Origin of the sequence: Streptomyces sp. NBC_01381, from assembly GCF_026340305.1 — a bacterium.
In the GTDB taxonomy this organism is placed as follows: Bacteria; Actinomycetota; Actinomycetes; order Streptomycetales; family Streptomycetaceae; genus Streptomyces.
Genome location: NZ_JAPEPI010000002.1, coordinates 491612 through 511038, shown reverse-complemented (window position 1 = coordinate 511038; position 19427 = coordinate 491612). Strand labels below are relative to the sequence as shown.

The following is a 19427-nucleotide window of genomic DNA, read 5'->3' as shown; positions in this document are numbered from 1 at the left end:
GCTCGGAGAATGACCATCGAGACCCATGGATCCGCCGGGCCCGCCGAGAGTCCCGCGCAGCGGCTCTCCTTCCCGCGTCAGCACGCCCGCACACAGCGCTTCACGCTCGGTGCGCCCCGCGCGTTCACGGTGGCGCCCGACGGGTCCCGTGTCGCCTTCCTGCGCTCCTCGTCCGGCACCGACCGGGCGAATCAACTCTGGGTCCTGGACCTGGCGGACGGCGCCGTCGAACGCGTCGCGGCCGATCCCCAGGCGCTGTTGAACGGTGCCGCCGAGCGGCTCTCCGCCGCGGAGCGGGCCCGGCGCGAGCGCAGCCGCGAGGGCGGCGCGGGCATCGTGGGCTATGCGACGGACGCGGCGGTGGAGCTCGCCGCCTTCGCGCTCTCCGGCCGGCTCTTCGCCGCGGAGCTGCGCGCGGGCACGGCACGCGAACTGCGCACCCCGGCCCCGGTGATCGACCCCCGCCCCTCCCCCGACGGCCGCCACATCGCGTACGTCGCCGGGGGCGCCCTGCGGGTGACGGGCGCCGACGGCGAGGGCGACCGGGCGCTTGCGGAGCCCGAGGGCGAGGGCGAGGGGACCGTCACGTACGGCCTGGCGGAGTTCATCGCGGCCGAGGAGATGAGCCGCTCGCGGGGTTTCTGGTGGTCGCCAGGATCGGACCGGCTGCTTGTCGCGCGCGCCGACGACGCCGCCGTGCGGCGCTGGTGGATCGCCGATCCGGCGCACCCGGAGAGCGAGCCGACGAAGGTCGCGTACCCGGCGGCGGGCACGGCGAACGCGGACGTGCGCCTCTTCGTCGTGACGCTGGACGGCGCGCGCACCGAGGTGACGTGGGACCGAGCCCGCTACCCGTATCTGGCCCGTGTGCACTGGTCGTCGGCGGGCGCACCGCTGCTCCTCGTCCAGTCGAGGGACCAGCTCAGCCAGCTGTACCTGGCGGTGAACCCGGACGACGGCTCGACGCGGATGGTGCACGCGGAGGAGGATCCGGAATGGCTGGAACTCTTCCCCGGCGCCCCGTCCTGGTCGCCGAGCGGCAAGCTGGTGCGGATCGTCGACGAGGGCGGCGCGCGGGTCCTCGCGGTGGGTGAACGGCCGCTGACGGGGCCGCAGTTGCATGTCCGCGCGGTCCTGGACGTGGCGGACGACGACGTACTGATCTCGGCGTCGGCGGGCAGCGCGGCCGCATCGCCCGAGACCGGCGAGGTGCACGTCTACCGCGTCAATGAACTCGGCGTCGAGCGCGTCTCGCAGGAGGCCGGGGTCCACTCGGCGGTGCGCTCGGGGAGCCTCACGGTCCTCGTGTCGGCCACCCTGGACCAGCCGGGCACTCGCGTCCAGGTACTGCGCGACGGCAAGCAGACGGCGACTGTCGCCTCACACGCCCAGCGCCCGGGGCTCACGCCGCGCGTGACGCTCGCCGAAGGGGGCGCACGCAAGATCCCGTGCGCCGTCCTGCTCCCCACGGATTACCAGGAGGGATCGGGTCCGCTTCCGGTCCTGCTCGATCCGTACGGGGGGCCGCACGGCCAGCGGGTGGTCGCGGCGCACAATCCGTACCTCACGTCGCAGTGGTTCGCCGACCAGGGCTTCGCCGTGATCGTCGCGGACGGGCGGGGCACTCCGGGGCGCTCCCCCGCGTGGGAGAAGGCGGTCCGCAAGGACTTCACGCTCACCCTGGACGACCAGGTGGACGCGCTCCAGGGCCTGGCTTCCGCTTTCCCCCTGGACCTGGACCGGGTCGCCATCCGGGGCTGGTCCTACGGCGGTTACCTCGCGGGGCTCGCGGTCCTTCGCCGCCCCGACGTCTTCCACGCGGGCGTTGCGGGTGCGCCGGTGACGGACTGGCGCCTCTACGACACGCACTACACGGAGCGATACCTGGGCGACCCCGGGTCGGATCCGGCTGCGTACGCCCTCAACTCCCTCGTCACCGAGGAGGGTTTGGTGGCTCCGGAGAACCCGCACCGCCCGCTGATGATCGTGCACGGCCTCGCGGACGACAACGTGGTGGTGGCGCACGCCCTGCGCCTCTCCTCCGCCCTGCTGGCCGCCGGCCGCCCCCACGAGGTGCTCCCGCTCTCCGGGGTGACGCACATGACCCCCCAGGAACAGGTGGCGGAGAACTTGCTCCTGCTCCAAGTCGACTTCCTGAAGCGCGCGTTGGCCCTGGACTAGCCCCCGGCAAACGGCGACCGGCCGGGGCGACATGGCTTGCCCCGGCCGGTCTACGGCACCCGCACGGCCGTACGTCCTTCACCTTGCCGCGCACGTATATCGCGTACGCGACGGCGCGATTGCCCCTGCGTTAAGCCGGGTGCCTCACGGTGGCCGCCCGATCACCGGCTCCGCCGAGTCCGTCCTTGAGGACATCTTGTTAGGGCACGACCTGCTTCTCCTCGGCGAAGTGGCAGGCCGAATCGTGGGCTGCGGGGCCCTCTTGGAGCCGGAACTCCGCCGGAACGGCCAGCGCCGGGACCTCCAGGGCGCACCGCTCCTGCGCCTTCCAGCAGCGGGTGCGGAAGCGGCAGCCCGACGGGATGTTCGCCGGCGACGGCACATCCCCGTGGAGAATGATCCGCTCCCGGTGCTCCCGAGCCTGGGGATCCGGCACCGGCACCGCCGAGAGCAGCGCCTGCGTGTACGGGTGCGTCGGGTGCTCGTAGATTTCCTCGTCGGTGCCGATCTCGACGATCCGGCCCAGGTACATCACCCCCACCCGGTCCGAGATGTGCCGCACGATCGACAGGTCGTGCGCGATGAACACGTACGACAGATTGAACTCGTTCTGCAGCTGGTCGAGGAGGTTGACCACCTGCGCCTGCACCGAGACGTCCAGCGCGGAGACCGGCTCGTCGGCCACGATGATCTCGGGGCGCAGCGCCAACCCCCGCGCGATCCCGATGCGTTGCCGCTGCCCGCCGGAGAACTGGTGCGGATAGCGGTTGATGTACTCGGGGTTCAGCCCGACGACGTCCAGCAGGTCCTGGACCCTCCCCCGCCGCGACCCCTTCGGCGCGACCTCGGGATGGATCTCGTACGGCTCTCCGATGATGTCGCCGACCGTCATGCGCGGGTTCAGCGACGTGTAGGGGTCCTGGAAGACCATCTGGATGTTGCGGCGCACCGCCTTCAGCGCGCGCCCTGACAGCTTGCTGACGTCCTCGCCCTTGTAGCGGATCTCCCCGGCGGTCGGCCGTTCCAGGTTCACCAGCATCTTGGCGACCGTCGACTTGCCGCAGCCCGACTCCCCGACGATGCCGAGCGTCTCGCCCTGGCCGAGGTCGAAGTCGACGCCGTCGACGGCCTTCACCGCGCCCACCTGCTTGCGGAAGACGACGCCCTGGGTGAGCGGGTAGTGCTTGACCAGGCCCCGCACCTGGAGGATCGGCTCACCCTCCGGGTGCTTCTCGCTGACGTGCTCACCTTGCGGCATCGGCGTCGGCATCGAGCGTCTCCTTCCAGAAGTAGCAGGCGCTCCGGCGGTGGGCGGTCAGGCCCTCGTACGTCACTTCGGCGAGCGGCGGCACAGCGGTCCTGCAGATGTCCTGGGCCATCGGGCAGCGGGGGTTGAAGGCGCAGCCGGGCGGGATGTTCATGAGGTTGGGCGGCAGGCCCTTGATCGCGTAGAGCTCCCGGCCCTTCTGGTCGAGGCGGGGGATCGACTCGAGCAGACCGCGCGTGTAGGGGTGCGCCGGCGCCTTGTAGATCTCGTGCACCGGGGCCTTCTCGACGATGCGGCCCGCGTACATGACGGCGATGTTGTCGGCGACGTCCGCCACGACGCCCAGGTCGTGGGTGATGAGGATCAGGCCCATGTGCAGCTCGCGCTGGAGCTCGGCGAGGAGGTCCATCACCTGGGCCTGGACGGTCACGTCGAGGGCGGTCGTCGGCTCGTCGGCGATGATGAGGGATGGTTCGAGGGCCAACGCCATGGCGATCATGATGCGTTGGCGCATGCCGCCGCTGAACTGGTGCGGATACTGCCCGACCCGTTCCTTGGCGGCCGGGATGCGGACGCGGTCCATCAGCTCGATGGCCTTGGCCTTGGCGTCCTTCTTCGACATCCCCTGGTGGACGATGTACATCTCGCCGAGCTGCTGGCCGACGCTGAGCACCGGGTTGAGCGACGACAGGGCGTCCTGGAAGATCATCGCCATTCCGGCGCCGCGCGTCTTGCGCCGCTCCTCCTCCTTGAGCTTGAGGAGGTCCTTGCCCTGGAAGATGATCTCGCCGCCGGTGATCTTCCCTGGCGGGATGTCGAGGATGCCCATGATGGCCTGGGCGGTCACCGACTTGCCGGAGCCCGACTCACCGAGCACGGCGAGCGTCTCGCCCTCGCGGACGCTGTAGTCGACGCCGTTGACGGCCTTCGCGACGCCGTCCCTGGTCCTGAACTCCACGTGCAGATCGCGCACTTCGAGCAGCGTGGGCGATGTGGGTGACATGGGCGGCTACCTCAGCTTGGGGTCGAGGGCGTCGCGCACCGCGTCGCCGAGCATGATGAACGCGAGCACGGTGATCGCCAGCGCTCCGGCCGGCCACAGCAGCATGTGCGGGGCGTTGCGGACGTACTGGGAAGCGGCCGAGATGTCGATGCCCCAGCTGACGTTCGGCGGCTTCAGACCGACGCCCAGGTACGAGAGGGTCGCCTCGAGCGCGATGTACGTACCGAGCGCGATGGTGGCGACGACGATCACCGGGGCGACCGCGTTCGGCGCGATGTGCCGAAGCAGCATCCGCGAGTTGGAGGCGCCGAGGGCGCGCGCCGCCTGCACGTAGTCGTTCTGCTTGGCGGTGATCACCGAGCCGCGGGCGATGCGGGAGAGCTGCGGCCAGCCGAGCAGCACCATGAAGCCGATCACCGGCCAGACGGTGTTGCTGGTGACCACCGACAGGAGCACCAGGCCGCCGAGCACGACGGGGATGGCGAAGAAGACGTCGGTGATGCGGGACAGGATCGCGTCCCAGCCCCCGCCGAAGAACCCGGCGAGCCCGCCGAGGACGCTACCGAGGATCGCGACGCCGAGCGTGGCGCAGACGCCGACGGTGACCGAGGAACGGGCCCCGTACACGGTCCGCGTGTAGACGTCGCAGCCCTGCCCGTCGAAGCCGAAGGGGTGCCCTGAGGTGGAGCCCTTCTGGGCGTTGGCGAGGTCGCAGTCGTGCGGATTGCCGGAGGCGATCAGGGACGGCCAGATGGAGATGATGACGAGGAAGATGATGATGAGGCCCGAGATGATGAAGACCGGGTTGCGCCGCAGCTCGCGCCAGGCGTCGGACCACAGGCTGCGGGCGGGGGCCGATGGCCCCGTGCCTTCCGGCCCGCCGGGTGTCTTCTCCAGCGTCGTGCCCTCGGTCGTCGCGAGGTCCATCGCGCCTCCGGCACCGGTCGGGGCGATGGCTCCGTCTGGCTCCTTGGGTTCAGGCATAACGGATCCTCGGGTCGAGTACGGCGTACAGAAGGTCGACGACCAGGTTGGCCACCAGGAAGACAAGGACGAGTACGGTCACGAATCCGACGACGGTCTGTGTGCTCTGCCGCAGAATCCCCTGGTAGAGCTGGAACCCGACGCCGTGGATGTTGAAGATCCGCTCGGTGACGATCGCGCCGCCCATCAGCGCGCCGATGTCGGTGCCGATGAAGGTGACCACCGGGATGAGTGAATTGCGCAGCAGGTGCCGGGTGATGACGCGGCGCCTGGGCAGCCCCTTGGCGATGGCGGTGCGGACGTAATCCGCCCGACGATTCTCGGCGATGCTCGTCCGGGTCAGGCGGGTGACGTAGGCCAGGGACACCGAGGCGAGGACGAAGCCGGGCACGATCAGCTCGTTGAAGGGCGCCTCCGGCGAGACAGAGGGTTTGATGATCCCCCACTCGACGCCGAGCAGCAGTTGGAGCAGCAGACCGGTGACGAAGGTGGGGATCGCGATGACGACGAGCGTGAGCAGCAGCACGCCCGTGTCGATGGGGCGCCCGCGCCGCAGCCCGGTGATGACACCGAGCGTGATCCCGATGACGATCTCGAAGAGAATGGCGACGATGGTCAGCCGAATCGTCAGCGGGAAGGCGGTCGCCATCAGCTCGGTGACCTCCTGCCCGTTGAAGGCGGTGCCGAAGTCGCCGGTGAAGACATTGCCCATGTACGTCACGTACTGCTGCCACACGGGCTTATCGAGGCCGAATTCCTTCTCCAGCTGAGCGGCTGTCGCGGGGTCGCACTTGCGGTCTCCGCACAGGCCCGCGATGGGGTCGCCCATCACGTTCACCATCAGGAAGATCAGCAGCGTAGCGCCGAAGAAGACCGGGATCATCTGCAGCAGACGCCGGATCACATAACGTCCCATGAGGGCTCCGGAAGTAGTGGAAGCGACCGCCCGGCGCGGTTCTCGCTCTCGCCGGACGGCCGCTTCCGATGCCTCAGTTGACCTTGATCTCGTTGTAGACCGGGACGCTGAACTGGTTCAGCGCGACGTCGGAGACCCTGTCCGAGTAGCCGGCGCTGCCGTTCTGGTACCAGAGCGGAATGACGGCCATGTCCTTGGCGAGGACCTTCTCGGCGTCCTGGAACGTGGAGACGGCCTTCGCGGTGTCGGTCTCGGCGTTGGCCTCGTCGACGAGCTTGTCGAATTCCTCGCTCGAGTACTTTCCGTCGTTGGACGGGGCGTCCGTGTAGTACAGCGGCTGCAGGAAGTTCTGGATGAGCGGGTAGTCCATCTGCCACCCAGCGCGCCAGGCGCCGTCCAGCTTCTGCTGCGAAGCCTGACTGCGGAAATCGGCGAACGTGCCGACCGGGTTACCGACACACGACTTGTCGTTGTCGAGAGCCTTGTTGATGGAGTTGCAGACGGCGTCGACCCATTCCTTGTGCGAGCCGGTGTCCGCGTTGTACGTGATCTTCAGCGTGCCGCCGGGGATGCCGCCGCCCTCGCTGATCAGCTTCTTCGCCTCGTCGGCGTCGTACTTGCAGGGGTCGCCGCAGAGCCCGGACTTGTAGCCGCCGGCCTCGCCGAGCACTGGCGATGTCCAGTCCGTGGCGGGCGTACGCGTCTTCTGGAAAATCGTGTCGGTGATCTGCTCGCGGTTGATCGCCATGGAGAGCCCCTGCCGGACCTTCGCCGCCTCCGGCTTCGACCACGCCTCGTCGTAGAAGGGGAAGGCCAGCGTCTGGATGATCCCGGCCGGGGTGTTGATGTACCGGTCACCCAGGTCGCTCTTGGCATTCTTCAGCTGGGAGGCGGGAACGTCGTCCACGAGGTCGAGGTTGCCCGCCATCAGGTCCGTATAGGCGGTGTTGTTGTCGGTGTAGACCTTGAGATCGACCCCGCCGTTCTGCGCCTTGTCGGGGCCGCTGTAGTCGTCCCACTTCCGCAGGGCCATCTTCGAGCCCTTGGCGTACGAGTCCACGGTGTACGGGCCATTGCCGACGGGCTTGGAGAGCCAGGCGTCGTGGTCGTCGTAGAACGCCTTGGGCAGCGGCGCGAACGCCGGATATCCGAGGGTCTTGGGCCAGGTGGAGAACTTCTGCGTGAGCTTGACGGTGAAGGACGTGTCGTCGACGACCTTCAGCCCGGAAAGGGTGTCGGCGGTGGCGTCGCCCTTCTCCGGGTGGACCTTGTCGTACCCCTCGATATAGCCGAAGAAGTAGGCGTTCTTCTGGTTGTTCTTCAGATGCGCGCCGTAGTTCCAGGCATCGACGAACGACTTCGCGGTGACGGCCTCTCCATTGCTGAACTTCCACCCGGTCTTGATCTTCACGGTGAAATTCTGCGAGTCCGAGGTGTCGATGCTCTCGGCGACCATGTTCTTGGCCTCGCCGGTCTTCGGGTCGTACCGCACCAGGCCCCGGAAGATCATGTCGAGGACCTTGCCGCCCTGCACCTCATTGGTGTTCGCGGGCTCCAGCGGATTCTGCGGATCACCCCACGAGGACCCCACGATCCCGGAGCCGTCGCCACCACCGCCGCCGCTGTCGCCGCCTCCACCGCAGGCAGTCGCCGCGAGAACGACGGTCACCGCACATGCGGCCCACTTGGCGTGCGTGGCTCCACGCATGGAGTGCCTCCCTATCGGGCCTGAGTCCCTAGATACCCATTTAGATACTTAGGCCCAAATACACCCCAAACGGTGGTGCGCCGCATCTTTGCGGCGGCTTTCCGGGGCTAGTACGACGGGGATACGTCCGGATGGCGGGCGCCCCCACCCTGCCGGTGCTGTGGCGGGGCTTCGGAGACCCGGCGGTGGTGACGTTGCCGGGGCCGCCCGGTTGTCCTGAGGTTGGCGGTTCCGGGCCGGGTGTAAAGGGCGCTCCTTCGTCGCGTCGGCTGCGCCGATTCCGCTGCGCTCCACCCTTGACACCCGTCCTTCCACCGCACGGAGGAGATGACCGGGCGGCCGGAGAGGCGGGGCTTCCGGGAAAGGGGGATTGGGTCAGCCGGCTTTCCTGCCGGGTGCGGACTGGTTCGTCGCAGCGTGCCGCCGGGCTGGAGGGGTGGGGGACCTACTTCGGCAAAGTTGCGTTCCGGCAGAAGAGGGGCGCACGCGATGCGTTACGCGCCTTCACGAAGGTAGGTGCTGGTCTCGTCGAGAACGCGGGTTGCCGGACTTCCTTGCAGATCGTGGCGTCACACCGGATCGGAAGCCAGCCGCGCGTGCAGCTCCACGTCGTAGCGGGCCCCGTCGTACGCGAGCTTCTGGCGCTGCACGCCTTCCACCGCGAAGCCGGCGCCGTGGGCCACCCGGCAGGACGCGGGGTTGTTCACGCGGTGCCCCAACTCCAGGCGGAACAGCCCAAGTTCATTGAAGGCCCAGCTCGCCAGGGCGGCGCAGCCCCACGTCGCAACGCCGCGCCCCCTCGCCGAGGGAGCCGTCCAGTAGGACACCCAGCCGGTGGCGTGGGTGAGGTTCACCGCGCTTACGGAGACGTTGCCCAGCGGGGTGTCGTCGGCGTCGACCACGGCGAAGGCGTACGCGGTGTCGGCGGCGTGTTCTTCCTCGCGGCGCGCGATCCAACGGGACGCCGCGTCAAGGGAGTCCACTGGCTCGTCGGTCTGCCTCGCCATTTCCGGGGCGGAGAAGGCGGCGAGGACGGAGGGGGCGTCCGGGCCGCTCCAGGGGCGGAGGTTAGGCACGGGGCGTGAGGTCGCCCGTCTTGATGCCCCGTAGGAGTACACGCAGGGCCGCTGGGTTCGTAGTGGCAACCTGGGCGGGCTGGTCGCTCTCGCGGAAGTAGACGTCGCCGGCGGCGTTGATCGCCAACTCGACGCATTCGCCGCTGTCGCCGGTACTGAACGAGGACTTCTGCCAAGCGAGCTGGGACATCGGACTCCCTACCTACAGTTCGTACATGACGTGCTGGATCAGGCTCAGCGAGTCCCGGCCATCATGGGACTCGGGCGCTGACTCCGGGTCGACCGGGGCGTGAGCCAGGCCAGCGAGCCGTTCGAACATTTTGCCGTACTCGTCATTGCGTTCTCTATCCCCCAGGAACACCGAATGCAGCGGGTGTTCGAGGTAGGCGGTCTCCAACCCCCTCGACGGACCGCCGAAGAGGATGAACGGACGACTGAAGGCCGCGTACGCACCTTGCTCGAAGGGGAAGATCTGCAGGGTCACGTTGGGAAGCCTGGCCAGCTCGATCAGCCTGAGCAACTGCTTGCGCATGGTCGTGGGCCCGCCGGTATGCACACGCAGCGCGGCTTCATGAACAACAGCGTGGTACGGCACAGCCCCAGGGGCTGTCAGAACTTGCTGCCGCGCCATGCGGAATTCGACGTACCGATCGATGCGGTCCCGGTCCCTGCCCGTCGCCATGGTCACCGCGTACGCGTAGTCCTCGGTCTGGAACATGCCCGGGATGAAGAGCGGTTCGTGCATGCGGATACTGGAACAGCGCGCCTCCAACTCGGCGAGGTCCAGTGCGCTACGGGGGACGATGTCTCGGAACTCGTCCCACCATCCCGTCCCCCGCCCCTGCGCCATCTCCATCAACCCGTCGAAGTAGGCGCCGTCCGGGCACCCGTACTCCCGTAGCAACTTATAGAGCCGGTTGCGGGAGACATCGATCCGGCCGGCCTCGATGTTGCTGATCCGCACACGGTCGGCGTCCAACAAAGCTCCAGCCCGGTCACCGGACAGGCCCGCATCGTTCCGCAGCTTGCGAAGTTCGAGGCCGAGTCGGCGTTGCCGCTCGCTGGGGTTACTCCTGGGTGGCATGTCTGACCTCCTTCACAGCGGAGTCTTCCGGGCCGAACACCCTTGGTCCACAAGGTAGTTCGTTCATCACCCACACCAGTGACATACGTTGGAAACGGTTGCACCTGACAGAACGCGTTGCCTACCTTCGAGATCGACCCACTCACCCGCGCCGCAAGTGGAAGTACCCCCGCCCACAAAGGAGTTGGCGGACAACGGTCACCGCGACGCGCGCCCCGAGGAGGCCCTCATGGAGGACCAGCCCCACCCGCATCCCCGCCCCACCGACGTATCCCTCGTCTTCCCGCCCCACCCCGCATGGGTCCGCGCCGCGCGCGAAACGGTCCGCACCCTCCTCGCCGCAACGGGTCGCGCCGAACTCACGGACACAGCAGTCCTGTTGACCTCGGAGGCCGTCACGAACGCGATCAACGCCTGCGCGGCCAAGCAATGCACGGCCCCGGTGAGCCTGTTCGCGGGGTACGGGGACCCCGGTGGCCACCTCCGCATCCTCATCCACGACGAGGCACCCGGACTCCCCCGCTGCCAGAGCCCCGCCGAGGACGACGAGACGGGCCGGGGCATACAGCTCATCTCCTTCGGCGCCGACGCCTGGGGCATCTGCAGGCACGGCCCCGGCAGCGGCAAGGCGACCTGGTTCGAGCTGGGACGCCGACCGCTGGGAGGCGAAGGTGAGTTATCCACAGGCCCGGCCACGCCCGAGAACCCGCCGCTACTCTGAGGAACAGAGGCCACATCGGCGTACCGAACCGAGGAGCCAGGACATGAGCACGACCGAGCCGTGGAACATCGCGCGTATCGCCGAGGCCATCCCCGCACCGGCCACCCGCATGCGGTTCCTGTCCGAGGTGAACCTCGCGCCGATAGACGAACTGCGCGCCGTCGCGGCGAAGTGGCAGAAGGTGGCCGAGGAGCTCACCGCCGGCCATGAGCGCGCGATCGAGGTGCGGGACTACGTGGAGAAGCACGGCGAACTGCCCCCCGAGTTCGTCCGCGTCTCCCCGGCCGAGCTCCGGGAGACTGCCGGTCTCGACTCGAAGGGCGCTGCGTGATCTACGACCTTCACTGGGACCCGGAGCTCTACAAGACGTACGCGTCGTTACCTGCCCCAGCACGCCGGGAGTTGGCCGCCGCCTTGATCGACGCCCAGGCGGACCCGCTGAGCGCGACTCTCCCGTACGGGCACGACGACGGAGTCATCCGACTCCTTGAGACCGGCAGCACCCTCACTGTGCTCCTCATCTGCCATACGAAGATGAAGCTGGCGCCGGTCCAGATCACCTTCGTCGGATAGCGCAGCGGAGGCGGACGTCATCGCGAAGACTCGTCCGCTTCCACCTCCACCACAGACACCCACCCCCGCCACCGCTCCACGGTGACGCGGAGGGTCGAGGAGGACTCCGTGGTCCCTGACCAGTAGGACTTCGCCCCTTCCCCGTGCTCGCGCAGACCGCATTCCGTCAGGGCCTCGCGGAGAAGGGACACCTCGTCCGCCGCCACGGAATCGCTGTCGTACTCCGTCACCCGCTGCCTTGCGGTGGCGCCCTTGTCGCTGTAGTACTCCGTGCCGTACTGAACCTGCCCAGGCGCCTTCCGCACGGTGTATGACTCCGGGCAACTGTCGGTGCCGCCCACCTTCGGCAGGGGCAGGTCCGGCATCACCTCCTCCCCCGTTCCCTTCCAGTGCCACCTGTCCGCTTCCGGCATGCGCTCGGGCTGCAGCAGGCGGACGACGCCGCCCACCTTGAAGGGGTTCGACGACGGCGTGGCCGCGGGCCGCACCTCCCGGCCGTCGCCGCCGCCGGGCATCGCGACCCACGTCGCCGCCCCCGCCACAACCGCCGCGACCGCCACCCCCGCGGCCATCCGCCTGCGCACCGTCCGCCTCCCGCCCCGCGCCCGCAGCTCCGCGCCGCTCGGCATGCTCAGCCTGGTGTCGTCCAGGAGTTCCTCGACCTCAGCCATGGTGGGCCGCCCCTTCCCCGGTGAATGCAGTCGTGTCGGTCAGGCGCTGCCCCAGCGCCTTGCGGGCCCGGCTCAGCCGGGTGCGGACCGCTCCGTTCGATGCGCCCGTCTCGCGGGCGACCTGCTCGACGGGGAGGTCGAGGAGATGGTGCAGGACCACCACCTGCCGTTGCTGCGGGGGCAGTTCGCGCAGTGCCGCAAGCAGCGCCACCCGGTCCGCGGAGAGCTCAGGGACGTCCGGCGCGGCGCCGTGCCGGAACTGCGCCCGCAGCCGGTTCCGCGTCCGCCGCCAGGTGCTGATCGCCAGGCGGGACGCCACCGTCCGCACCCACGGCAGCGGATCGCCCTCGCCCGTCAGCCGCTCCCAGCGCTGCCACGCCCGTACATACGCCTCCTGCACCGCGTCCTCCGCCTCCGCCAGATCGCCGGTCATCGCATAGACCGTGGCGACCAGCCTCTTGGCGGTGGCGGCGTAGAACGCGTCGAACTCCGCGGAGTGGTCCGGTTGTTCTCTCGACCGCGTCGTCATCGTCCCCCGTCCGTCCATCTGTCCGTCCCGTGGTTCGGCTGTCTCTGACATAGACACGCCTGGGGGCGCCCGCATGTTACGTACGCAAATGGCGGCACCCGGAACCGCCGGTGCTAACCCCAGGGATCGAGGGCGTGCTTGCCGCGGGTCCTGCCGGCTTCGAGTTGCCGGAGCACTGCCGGGCCCTCGGCCAGGGGGTGGAGCCGGGGGGTGCCGGGCGGGTACACGCCATGGGCGATGAGCGCCTCGATCTCCACGAGCAGCGACTGGTAGAGGGCCGGGGCTTTGGTCGCCAGCGCGCCGATGTGCAGGCCCTGGATCCGCACCTGGTGGGTGAAGACCAGGTCGTGTGTGGTCAGGCCGGCGTCGCCGGAGGCGGCACCGAAGACGACGACGCGTCCGGTGAAGGGTTTGGTGACCGACAGGCTGGTCTTGAACGTGGCCTGCCCCACCGATTCCAGGACCAGGTCGACTCCGCCGGTCAGGCGGGTGATCTCCGCGGCCAGGTCGGGGCGTCGGCTGTCCAGGACCTCGTCGGCGCCGAGCGCTCTGACGGTGTCGTGCTTGGCCGGTGATGCCGTCGCGATGACGCGTGCGCCGTAGTGGCGGGCGAGGCGGACGGCGGCCTGCCCCACGCCTCCGGCCGCGGCATGAACGAGCACCACGTCACCGGCCTTGATCTCGCCGAGCGGCTTCAGTGCCGCCAGGGCGGTGGCCCAGTTCAGCACCAGGCCGAGAGCTTCGGCGTCGCTCCAGCCGGAAGGCACCGGGAGTACGCCCGCGGCCGGCATCGTCATGTACTGCGCGAAGGCGCCCGGGCCGGCTCCGACGACATGGGTGCCGAGCTGCAGCGGGCTCTCGGTGTCCGGGCCGACGGCCACGATCTCGCCGGCGGCTTCGAAGCCCGCCACGTAGGGTGCCTGCGGCCCGCCTTCGTACGTTCCGTGCGTCTGCATGACGTCCGCGAAGTTGACCCCGGCGGCGCCGACGCGGATCAGGTACTCGCCGGGCCCCGCGGCGGGGCGGCGCTGATCGGTCGCGAGGGTCAGGTCATTCGGTCCGTCATGTGACCGCTGGACCAGTGCTCGTACGGTCTGCTCGGCAGGGCGCTGCTCGTTGATCTCCATGTGCTGAGAACGGCGATACGCGCGGCGAGCCGATCGCGATAGCTCTGCACCTCGTGCAGGAACTCCTCGCACACCCCATCCACATCCACATCCACATCCATGCCGACATCGCGCTCGTCAGTGAGGCTGGGCAGAAATTCCCTGATCAACCGCACGGGCAGCCCCGACTCAAGGAGCGAGCGGATGACGAGCACCCGGTCGACAGTGGACTGGCAGTAGTCGCGGAACCCATTGCTGCAACGACCCGGGACGATCAGGCCTTCCTGCTCGTAGTGCCGCAACGACCGCGCACTCACGCCGCTGACTCTGGAAGCCTCACTGATCTTCATGCCTGGAGCCAACGCCCAGGCGCAACGCGATCTTCCGGCACGACAACTAGTGCCGCATCAGGCAATGTTCGCCCTGTACGGGGCTACGGTGAAAGTCGAGTGCGAGACGTCCCGTCCATGGCCATGATGTGGATCATGACTGTGTACGTCGACAATCCTGCTCGGCTCGGTGAGAGTCGTCTGCCTGATGGACGGTTGCTTGGCTGGGCCGAGTGGGGGCCGTTGGACGGGGTGCCCGTTCTGTTGTGTCCGGGTGCGGCCACGAGCCGGTGGCTCGGCTTCGGCGCAGGGGTCGTTGAGGCGCTTGGAGTGCGTCTTGTCTCTGTGGACCGCCCGGGGCTCGGTGCCTCAACACCTGCGCCCGGTCGGACCTTCTCCGACTTCGCCGGTGATCTTCGGCAACTCTGCGCGCTGCGAGGGCTGGGCCATCCGGCTGTGGTCGGGAACTCACAAGGCGCGCCGTTCGCTCTCGCGTGTGCTGAGGAGGGTGTGGCCTCGGTACTGGCTGTCGTCTCCGGCGCGGATGAGGTCGCCGCGCCGGAGTTCGCTTCCGCTCTGGCGGCGGATCTGCGTGGCCTGGTTGAGCGGACCGCGTGCGACCGGGCCGGCGCCGAGGAGTTTTTCGCGGGCTTCACTGCGGATGCGATGTGGGGCATGGTCATGGCCGGGAGTCCAGTGTGCGACCTCGCCGTGTATCAGGATCCTGATTTCGCGGCTGTTTACCGCAGGGCCTTGGACGAGGGCTTTGTTCAAGGTGCTGCTGGTTACGCCCGCGACACGGTCCTGGCCATGGGGCGGTGGCCGTTCGCCCTCGACGAGATCACCGTCCCGGTCGAGATCTGGTACGGCGAGCGGGACACCAGCCACTCGCCCGACAACGGAGCACTGCTCGCCACCCGTATACCCGGTGCTCATCACCGTGTCGTACCGGGGATCGGCGGCGCACTGCTGTGGACACATGCCGAGTCGATCCTCACTTCGCTTCTTGAGAAGGCCACCACCGACCGGTAGGCGACCGGCTCATGGCAGGGCCGGGCCGGGAGGGTCGGTGGTGACCTGGCGGCGGGCCCAGATGGTGCTGCCGTCCGCGCAGGGGATGGCCGTGGCGAAGATCGGCGAGGTGACCTTCACCAGTCCGGACCGGGTCCGGGAGGTGATCCACAACTTCAACGCCGACGGCTTCGGCTCCCTCTACCCCAAGTACAAGGGCGGGCGGCCGAAGACCTGCACCCTGCTTGAGCGCCGAGAGATCAAAAAGATCGCGAAGTCCAAACCGGCCGAGCACGGCCTGCCGTTCTCGACCTGGAGCCTGACCAAACTGGCGGACTTTCTGGTCGCAGGTGGAGCACCTGTTCACAAGGATCCCGAGCGCGAGCCCAGGCCCAGGCCCAGGCGGCGGGCAACCTACACCCGCACCCACGGGGTCCGGCACCGGCTGAACCGCATCGAGGCCCATTGCGGCACTAGTTGCCCGAACGGGCATTGCCCCAAAGGACAATGGGGGAACTCCGGCCCTTCCCCTACGGTGATCATCCAGCGTCCCGCCCGGTGGGCGGGCGGGGGACGACGGCATGGGGGATGCATGCGGAAGATACGTGCGGCGGCAGTTGGTCTGACGGCGGCGGCGCTGCTGGCGGGGGTTGCCCCGGCGCAGGCCGCGCAGAGCGGTGCGAAGGGCGACCGCGTCACGGCGGCTTCGGCGCAGTCGGCGCAGGACGTCGCGGTGCAGGGTTCGTCGAAGTACAAGGTCCTCAAGCAGTTCGACTACTCCCGCTCGAAGCAGAATCAACTGCCGTTGCGGCTTGGGCAGTACTACCGCAAGAGCAACGGCAAGATGGTCGGCTGGGGCTGGACCAAGATCAAGAAGAAGCACAACATCACCAAGTACGGCATCATCGGCTGGCTGGCGAAGTCGCCGAACGTCGACCCCGTCAGGGGACACCGCTACAACCTCACCGGATGGGCCCACCGTGTGAAGTGCGGGCCGGGTGGCTGCAAGGTCGTCGACCGGCGGAAGATGCTGCTGGCCACGGACGAGACGATGACGGCCGGCGGAGGCCCCCGATTCGCGTACTTCGGCGCGGTGACGGCCTTCTGCAAGGGCAGCGTCAAGTGCCCGACCTGGGTCAACACCAAGTTCAAGCCCAGGACGTCCACCGCGCCGCTGAACACGGCGGCGCTGAACGCGTCGGGAAGCGGCGAGCAGACCGTCTTCACCTACAAGCCGCTGGTCGAGAGGAAGGGCCGCCTGGCCCTCGCCTCCTGATCACCAGCGCAACCCATTGAGTAGCGTGGATGCCGCCGCGGGCAAGCAGCCCGCGGCGGCATCCGCACATGACGGGAGGCTCCGCCGATGGGAAGCGGCAAGCGACGACCGCACCAGACGTACACGGTGGGCTCGTACGACCCCCCGGGCGGCGGGAATCCACCGCAGGACACCGAGCAGGACACGGCAACCGCCGCGCTCCTCCAGGACGTGGCCGACATGGTCTTCAAGGGCGGCCCACTGGGAGCGGAACTGTCCCGACTCGACTTGGTGAACCGTACGTTCACCTTCCGTCACGTGGCCGAACCCGACCCGCGGCCCCTGACGGGCGAGTCCGGCAAGGTACCCGTGGACGACCACGAGCGAGCCGCAACCGGATGGACCCCACAACCCGGCTCACCGGCTTGGGCACACCTGGCCCACCTCCTGGAGGAACTGCCGTTCATCGCCTCGTTCCGCGAGTACGGACCCCACGGCGGCCCCACGGTGCTGGGCATCGAATCGCCGACACGGCAGTACGCCGACGTCCTGGTGGAACACAAGGACACGACGTGGCGAGTCCGCGTCCAACTCGAAGGCAGGCAGGAACCGCTGGAGTTCCCCGGCATGACGATCGCCGAGCTCTTCGGCGAGAACCGCCACCACGCGCTGCTGCGCGAGGGCGTGGTGGAGGCCGGAATCTGACCCACGAACGCGGGACCCACGAACGCGGGGGCGCCCCGAGCCGACTAAGGCTCGGGGCGCCCCCGTTCACGTACACATCAGGTACGTCCGTGGAGATTCACGCCGCGTGCACGACGTCCTTCTCCTCCGCGAAGTGGCACGCAGAATCGTGTGCCGCCGGGGTGTCCTGGCCCGCGAACCGCTGCGGGATCGCGAGCAGCGGGATCTCCTCCGCGCACTTCGCCTCCGCCTTCCAGCAGCGGGTGCGGAAGCGGCAGCCGGAGGGGGGATTGGCCGGGGACGGGACGTCTCCGGTCAGGATGATGCGCTCGCGGCCCTCGCGCGCCTCCGGGTCCGGCACCGGCACCGCGGAGAGCAGCGCCTGTGTGTACGGATGCGTCGGGTGCTCGTAGATCTGCTCGTCCGAGCCGATCTCCGCCATCTTGCCGAGGTACATCACGCCCACACGGTCCGAGATGTGCCGGACGATCGACAGGTCGTGCGCGATGAAGAGGTAGGAGAGGTTGAACTCGTCCTGGAGCCTCGCCATCAGGTTGATGACCTGGGCCTGGACGGAGACATCCAGGGCCGAGACCGGCTCGTCGCAGATGATGATCTCGGGGTTCAGGGCCAGACCGCGCGCGATGCCGATGCGCTGGCGCTGGCCGCCCGAGAACTGGTGCGGGTAGCGGTTGATGTACTCCGGGTTCAGGCCCACCACGTCCAGAAGGTCCTGGACCTTCTGGCGGCGCGAACCCTTCGGGGCCACCTCGGGGTGGATCTCGAAGGGCTCCCCGATGATGTCGCCCACCGTCATACGGGGGTTGAGCGACGTGTACGGGTCCTGGAACACCATCTGGATGTTGCGGCGGACCGCCTTCAGGGCACGCCCCGAAAGCTTGGTGATGTCCTGGCCCTTGTAGAAGACCTCGCCGGCCGTTGCGCGTTCGAGCGTCATCAGGAGCTTGGCGACCGTGGACTTGCCACAGCCCGACTCGCCCACGATGCCCAGCGTCTCGCCCTGGTAGAGGTCGAAGGAGATGCCGTCGACGGCCTTGACCGCACCGATCTGCTTCTTGATCAGGATTCCCTGCGTGAGCGGGAAGTGCTTGACCAGGTTGCGGACCTGGAGGATCGGCTCACCGCGCTCGACCGGAGCCTCGATCGCCGCAACGGCCTCTTCGGCGGTGGACGCGTCGACCGTTTCCACCTCGGAGACGTTCGGGGTCGTGTCCTGAGGCTCGTCAGTCTTCTTGAGCTCAGCCATGGATCGTCTCCTTCCAGAAGTGGCACGCGCTGCCGCGGCCCGGCAGCTCCGCGCCGTCCTGCTCGCTCACCGGCACCAGGGCCGGGATGTCCGTACGGCAGATGTCCTGCGCCTTGGGGCAGCGCGGGTTGAAGGCACAACCGGACGGAACGTGCAGCAGGTTGGGCGGCAGGCCCTTGATCGCGTAAAGCTCCTGGCCCTTCTGGTCGAGCCGCGGGATCGACTCGAGCAGACCGCGCGTGTACGGGTGCGCGGGGCGCTTGTAGAGCTCGTGGACCGGGGCCGTCTCGACGATCCGGCCCGCGTACATGACCGCGATCTTGTCGGCCACGTCCGCCACCACACCGAGGTCGTGGGTGATGAGGATGAGCCCCATGTTGTACTCGCGCTGCAGCTCCGCGAGCAGATCCATGACCTGCGCCTGGACCGTCACGTCGAGCGCCGTGGTGGGCTCGTCCGCGATGATCAGGTCCGGCTCCAGGGCGAGCGCCATCGCGATCATGATGCGCTGGCGCATACCGCCGGAGAACTGGTGCGGGTAGTCGTTCACCCGCTCCTTGGCGGCCGGGATCTTCACCCGCTCCATCAGCTCGATGGCCTTGGCCTTGGCCTGCTTGCGGCTCATGCCGTCGTGCACCCGGAACATCTCGCCGAGCTGATAGCCCACCGAGAGCACGGGGTTGAGCGAGGACAGCGCGTCCTGGAAGATCATCGCGATCTTGCGGCCGCGGACCTTCCTGCGCTCCTCGTTGGACATCTTCAGCATGTCCTGGCCGCGGAAGAGGATCTCGCCCTGCGGGATCTTGCCGGGCGGCATGTCGAGGATGCCCATGATCGCCTGGGCGGTGACCGACTTGCCGGAGCCCGACTCACCGAGCACGGCGAGCGTCTCGCCCGCGTCCACGCTGTAGTTGACGCCGTTGACTGCCTTGACGACACCCTCGCGGGTGTGGAACTCGACGTGCAGGTCCTTGACGTCCAGCAGCCTGCCGCTCTTTTCCTCACCCGAGCGGGGGGCGGGAACCGAGTCTTCCTTGATGTCGATGCTGGTCATTTACGCCT

The 19427-nt window shown here is 68.4% G+C and carries 20 protein-coding genes and 1 pseudogene; 7 read left to right on the top strand and 14 right to left on the bottom strand.

What is annotated here, in order from left to right:
- Nucleotides 1–9: 9 nt before the first annotated feature.
- Nucleotides 10–2181, top strand: coding sequence for a S9 family peptidase (locus OG453_RS24080; protein ID WP_266870535.1), 2172 nt, complete (start codon nucleotides 10–12; stop codon nucleotides 2179–2181).
- Between the two features lie 199 nt (nucleotides 2182–2380).
- Here the strand turns inward: OG453_RS24080 and OG453_RS24075 are convergent, their stop codons facing one another.
- The 8 genes from OG453_RS24075 to OG453_RS24040 all read right to left on the bottom strand — a co-directional run bounded on the left by OG453_RS24075 (nucleotide 2381) and on the right by OG453_RS24040 (nucleotide 10219).
- Complete coding sequence (locus OG453_RS24075; RefSeq protein ID WP_266870534.1) at nucleotides 2381–3451, bottom strand: ABC transporter ATP-binding protein; 1071 nt, start codon at nucleotides 3449–3451, stop codon at nucleotides 2381–2383.
- On the bottom strand, nucleotides 3426–4451 hold the full coding sequence (locus tag OG453_RS24070) for an ABC transporter ATP-binding protein (RefSeq protein ID WP_266870533.1): 1026 nt from the start codon (nucleotides 4449–4451) through the stop codon (nucleotides 3426–3428). The genes OG453_RS24075 and OG453_RS24070 overlap by 26 nt, the downstream gene beginning before the upstream one ends.
- Before the next feature lie 6 nt (nucleotides 4452–4457).
- Nucleotides 4458–5435 (bottom strand): ABC transporter permease, encoded by a 978-nt coding sequence (locus tag OG453_RS24065; protein WP_266870531.1) that lies wholly within the window; start codon nucleotides 5433–5435, stop codon nucleotides 4458–4460.
- A complete protein-coding gene (locus OG453_RS24060; RefSeq protein ID WP_266870530.1) occupies nucleotides 5428–6351 on the bottom strand; it encodes an ABC transporter permease in 924 nt (307 codons plus the stop codon). Before OG453_RS24060 ends, OG453_RS24065 begins: the two co-directional genes overlap by 8 nt.
- 73 nt (nucleotides 6352–6424) lie before the next feature.
- Nucleotides 6425–8059 (bottom strand): ABC transporter substrate-binding protein, encoded by a 1635-nt coding sequence (locus OG453_RS24055; protein ID WP_266870529.1) that lies wholly within the window; start codon nucleotides 8057–8059, stop codon nucleotides 6425–6427.
- Nucleotides 8060–8628: 569 nt separating this feature from the next.
- Complete coding sequence (locus OG453_RS24050; RefSeq protein WP_266870528.1) at nucleotides 8629–9135, bottom strand: GNAT family N-acetyltransferase; 507 nt, start codon at nucleotides 9133–9135, stop codon at nucleotides 8629–8631.
- Nucleotides 9128–9325, bottom strand: coding sequence for a DUF397 domain-containing protein (locus tag OG453_RS24045; protein WP_266870527.1), 198 nt, complete (start codon nucleotides 9323–9325; stop codon nucleotides 9128–9130). The genes OG453_RS24050 and OG453_RS24045 overlap by 8 nt, the downstream gene beginning before the upstream one ends.
- A gap of 12 nt (nucleotides 9326–9337) precedes the next feature.
- Nucleotides 9338–10219, bottom strand: a complete 882-nt coding sequence (locus OG453_RS24040) for a helix-turn-helix transcriptional regulator (protein ID WP_266870526.1) — start codon at nucleotides 10217–10219, stop codon at nucleotides 9338–9340.
- Between the two features lie 229 nt (nucleotides 10220–10448).
- Here OG453_RS24040 and OG453_RS24035 point away from each other — a divergent pair, with 229 nt between their 5' ends.
- The 3 genes from OG453_RS24035 to OG453_RS24025 are packed head-to-tail and all read left to right on the top strand — an operon-like array spanning nucleotide 10449 to nucleotide 11513.
- Complete coding sequence (locus tag OG453_RS24035) at nucleotides 10449–10940, top strand: ATP-binding protein (protein ID WP_266870525.1); 492 nt, start codon at nucleotides 10449–10451, stop codon at nucleotides 10938–10940.
- Between the two features lie 43 nt (nucleotides 10941–10983).
- Complete coding sequence (locus OG453_RS24030; protein ID WP_266870524.1) at nucleotides 10984–11271, top strand: hypothetical protein; 288 nt, start codon at nucleotides 10984–10986, stop codon at nucleotides 11269–11271.
- Nucleotides 11268–11513: a hypothetical protein gene (locus tag OG453_RS24025; protein ID WP_266870523.1), complete on the top strand. Its 246-nt coding sequence runs from the start codon at nucleotides 11268–11270 to the stop codon at nucleotides 11511–11513. The genes OG453_RS24030 and OG453_RS24025 overlap by 4 nt, the downstream gene beginning before the upstream one ends.
- A gap of 17 nt (nucleotides 11514–11530) precedes the next feature.
- On the opposite strand, the gene OG453_RS24020 is transcribed toward OG453_RS24025, so the two are convergent.
- The 4 genes from OG453_RS24020 to OG453_RS24005 form a co-directional block, all read right to left on the bottom strand.
- A complete protein-coding gene (locus tag OG453_RS24020; protein ID WP_266870522.1) occupies nucleotides 11531–12184 on the bottom strand; it encodes a hypothetical protein in 654 nt (217 codons plus the stop codon).
- The gene (locus OG453_RS24015) at nucleotides 12177–12713 is read right to left on the bottom strand and encodes a SigE family RNA polymerase sigma factor (RefSeq protein WP_266873109.1); all 537 of its coding nucleotides are present in this window, start codon (nucleotides 12711–12713) and stop codon (nucleotides 12177–12179) included. The genes OG453_RS24020 and OG453_RS24015 overlap by 8 nt, the downstream gene beginning before the upstream one ends.
- 113 nt (nucleotides 12714–12826) lie before the next feature.
- The gene (locus OG453_RS24010) at nucleotides 12827–13840 is read right to left on the bottom strand and encodes an NADPH:quinone oxidoreductase family protein (protein WP_266870521.1); all 1014 of its coding nucleotides are present in this window, start codon (nucleotides 13838–13840) and stop codon (nucleotides 12827–12829) included.
- Nucleotides 13759–14169, bottom strand: coding sequence for a MerR family transcriptional regulator (locus OG453_RS24005; RefSeq protein ID WP_266870520.1), 411 nt, complete (start codon nucleotides 14167–14169; stop codon nucleotides 13759–13761). Before OG453_RS24005 ends, OG453_RS24010 begins: the two co-directional genes overlap by 82 nt.
- Nucleotides 14170–14304: 135 nt before the next feature.
- On the opposite strand from OG453_RS24005, the gene OG453_RS24000 reads away from it, so the two are divergent.
- The 3 genes and pseudogenes from OG453_RS24000 (at nucleotide 14305) to OG453_RS23990 (ending at nucleotide 17119) form a co-directional block, all read left to right on the top strand.
- The gene (locus OG453_RS24000) at nucleotides 14305–15180 is read left to right on the top strand and encodes an alpha/beta fold hydrolase (protein ID WP_266873108.1); all 876 of its coding nucleotides are present in this window, start codon (nucleotides 14305–14307) and stop codon (nucleotides 15178–15180) included.
- Nucleotides 15181–15241: 61 nt separating this feature from the next.
- A pseudogene (locus OG453_RS45160) lies at nucleotides 15242–15601 on the top strand (helix-turn-helix domain-containing protein); the annotation flags it as partial.
- A gap of 921 nt (nucleotides 15602–16522) precedes the next feature.
- Nucleotides 16523–17119 (top strand): hypothetical protein, encoded by a 597-nt coding sequence (locus OG453_RS23990; protein WP_266870518.1) that lies wholly within the window; start codon nucleotides 16523–16525, stop codon nucleotides 17117–17119.
- A 97-nt stretch (nucleotides 17120–17216) separates the two neighbouring features.
- Here the strand turns inward: OG453_RS23990 and OG453_RS23985 are convergent, their stop codons facing one another.
- Nucleotides 17217–18365, bottom strand: coding sequence for an ABC transporter ATP-binding protein (locus OG453_RS23985; protein WP_266870517.1), 1149 nt, complete (start codon nucleotides 18363–18365; stop codon nucleotides 17217–17219).
- Nucleotides 18358–19419 carry an ABC transporter ATP-binding protein gene (locus tag OG453_RS23980; RefSeq protein WP_266870516.1) on the bottom strand — a complete coding sequence of 354 codons (1062 nt, stop codon included), beginning with the start codon at nucleotides 19417–19419 and terminating at the stop codon, nucleotides 18358–18360. The genes OG453_RS23985 and OG453_RS23980 overlap by 8 nt, the downstream gene beginning before the upstream one ends.
- Nucleotides 19420–19427: the final 8 nt, after the last annotated feature.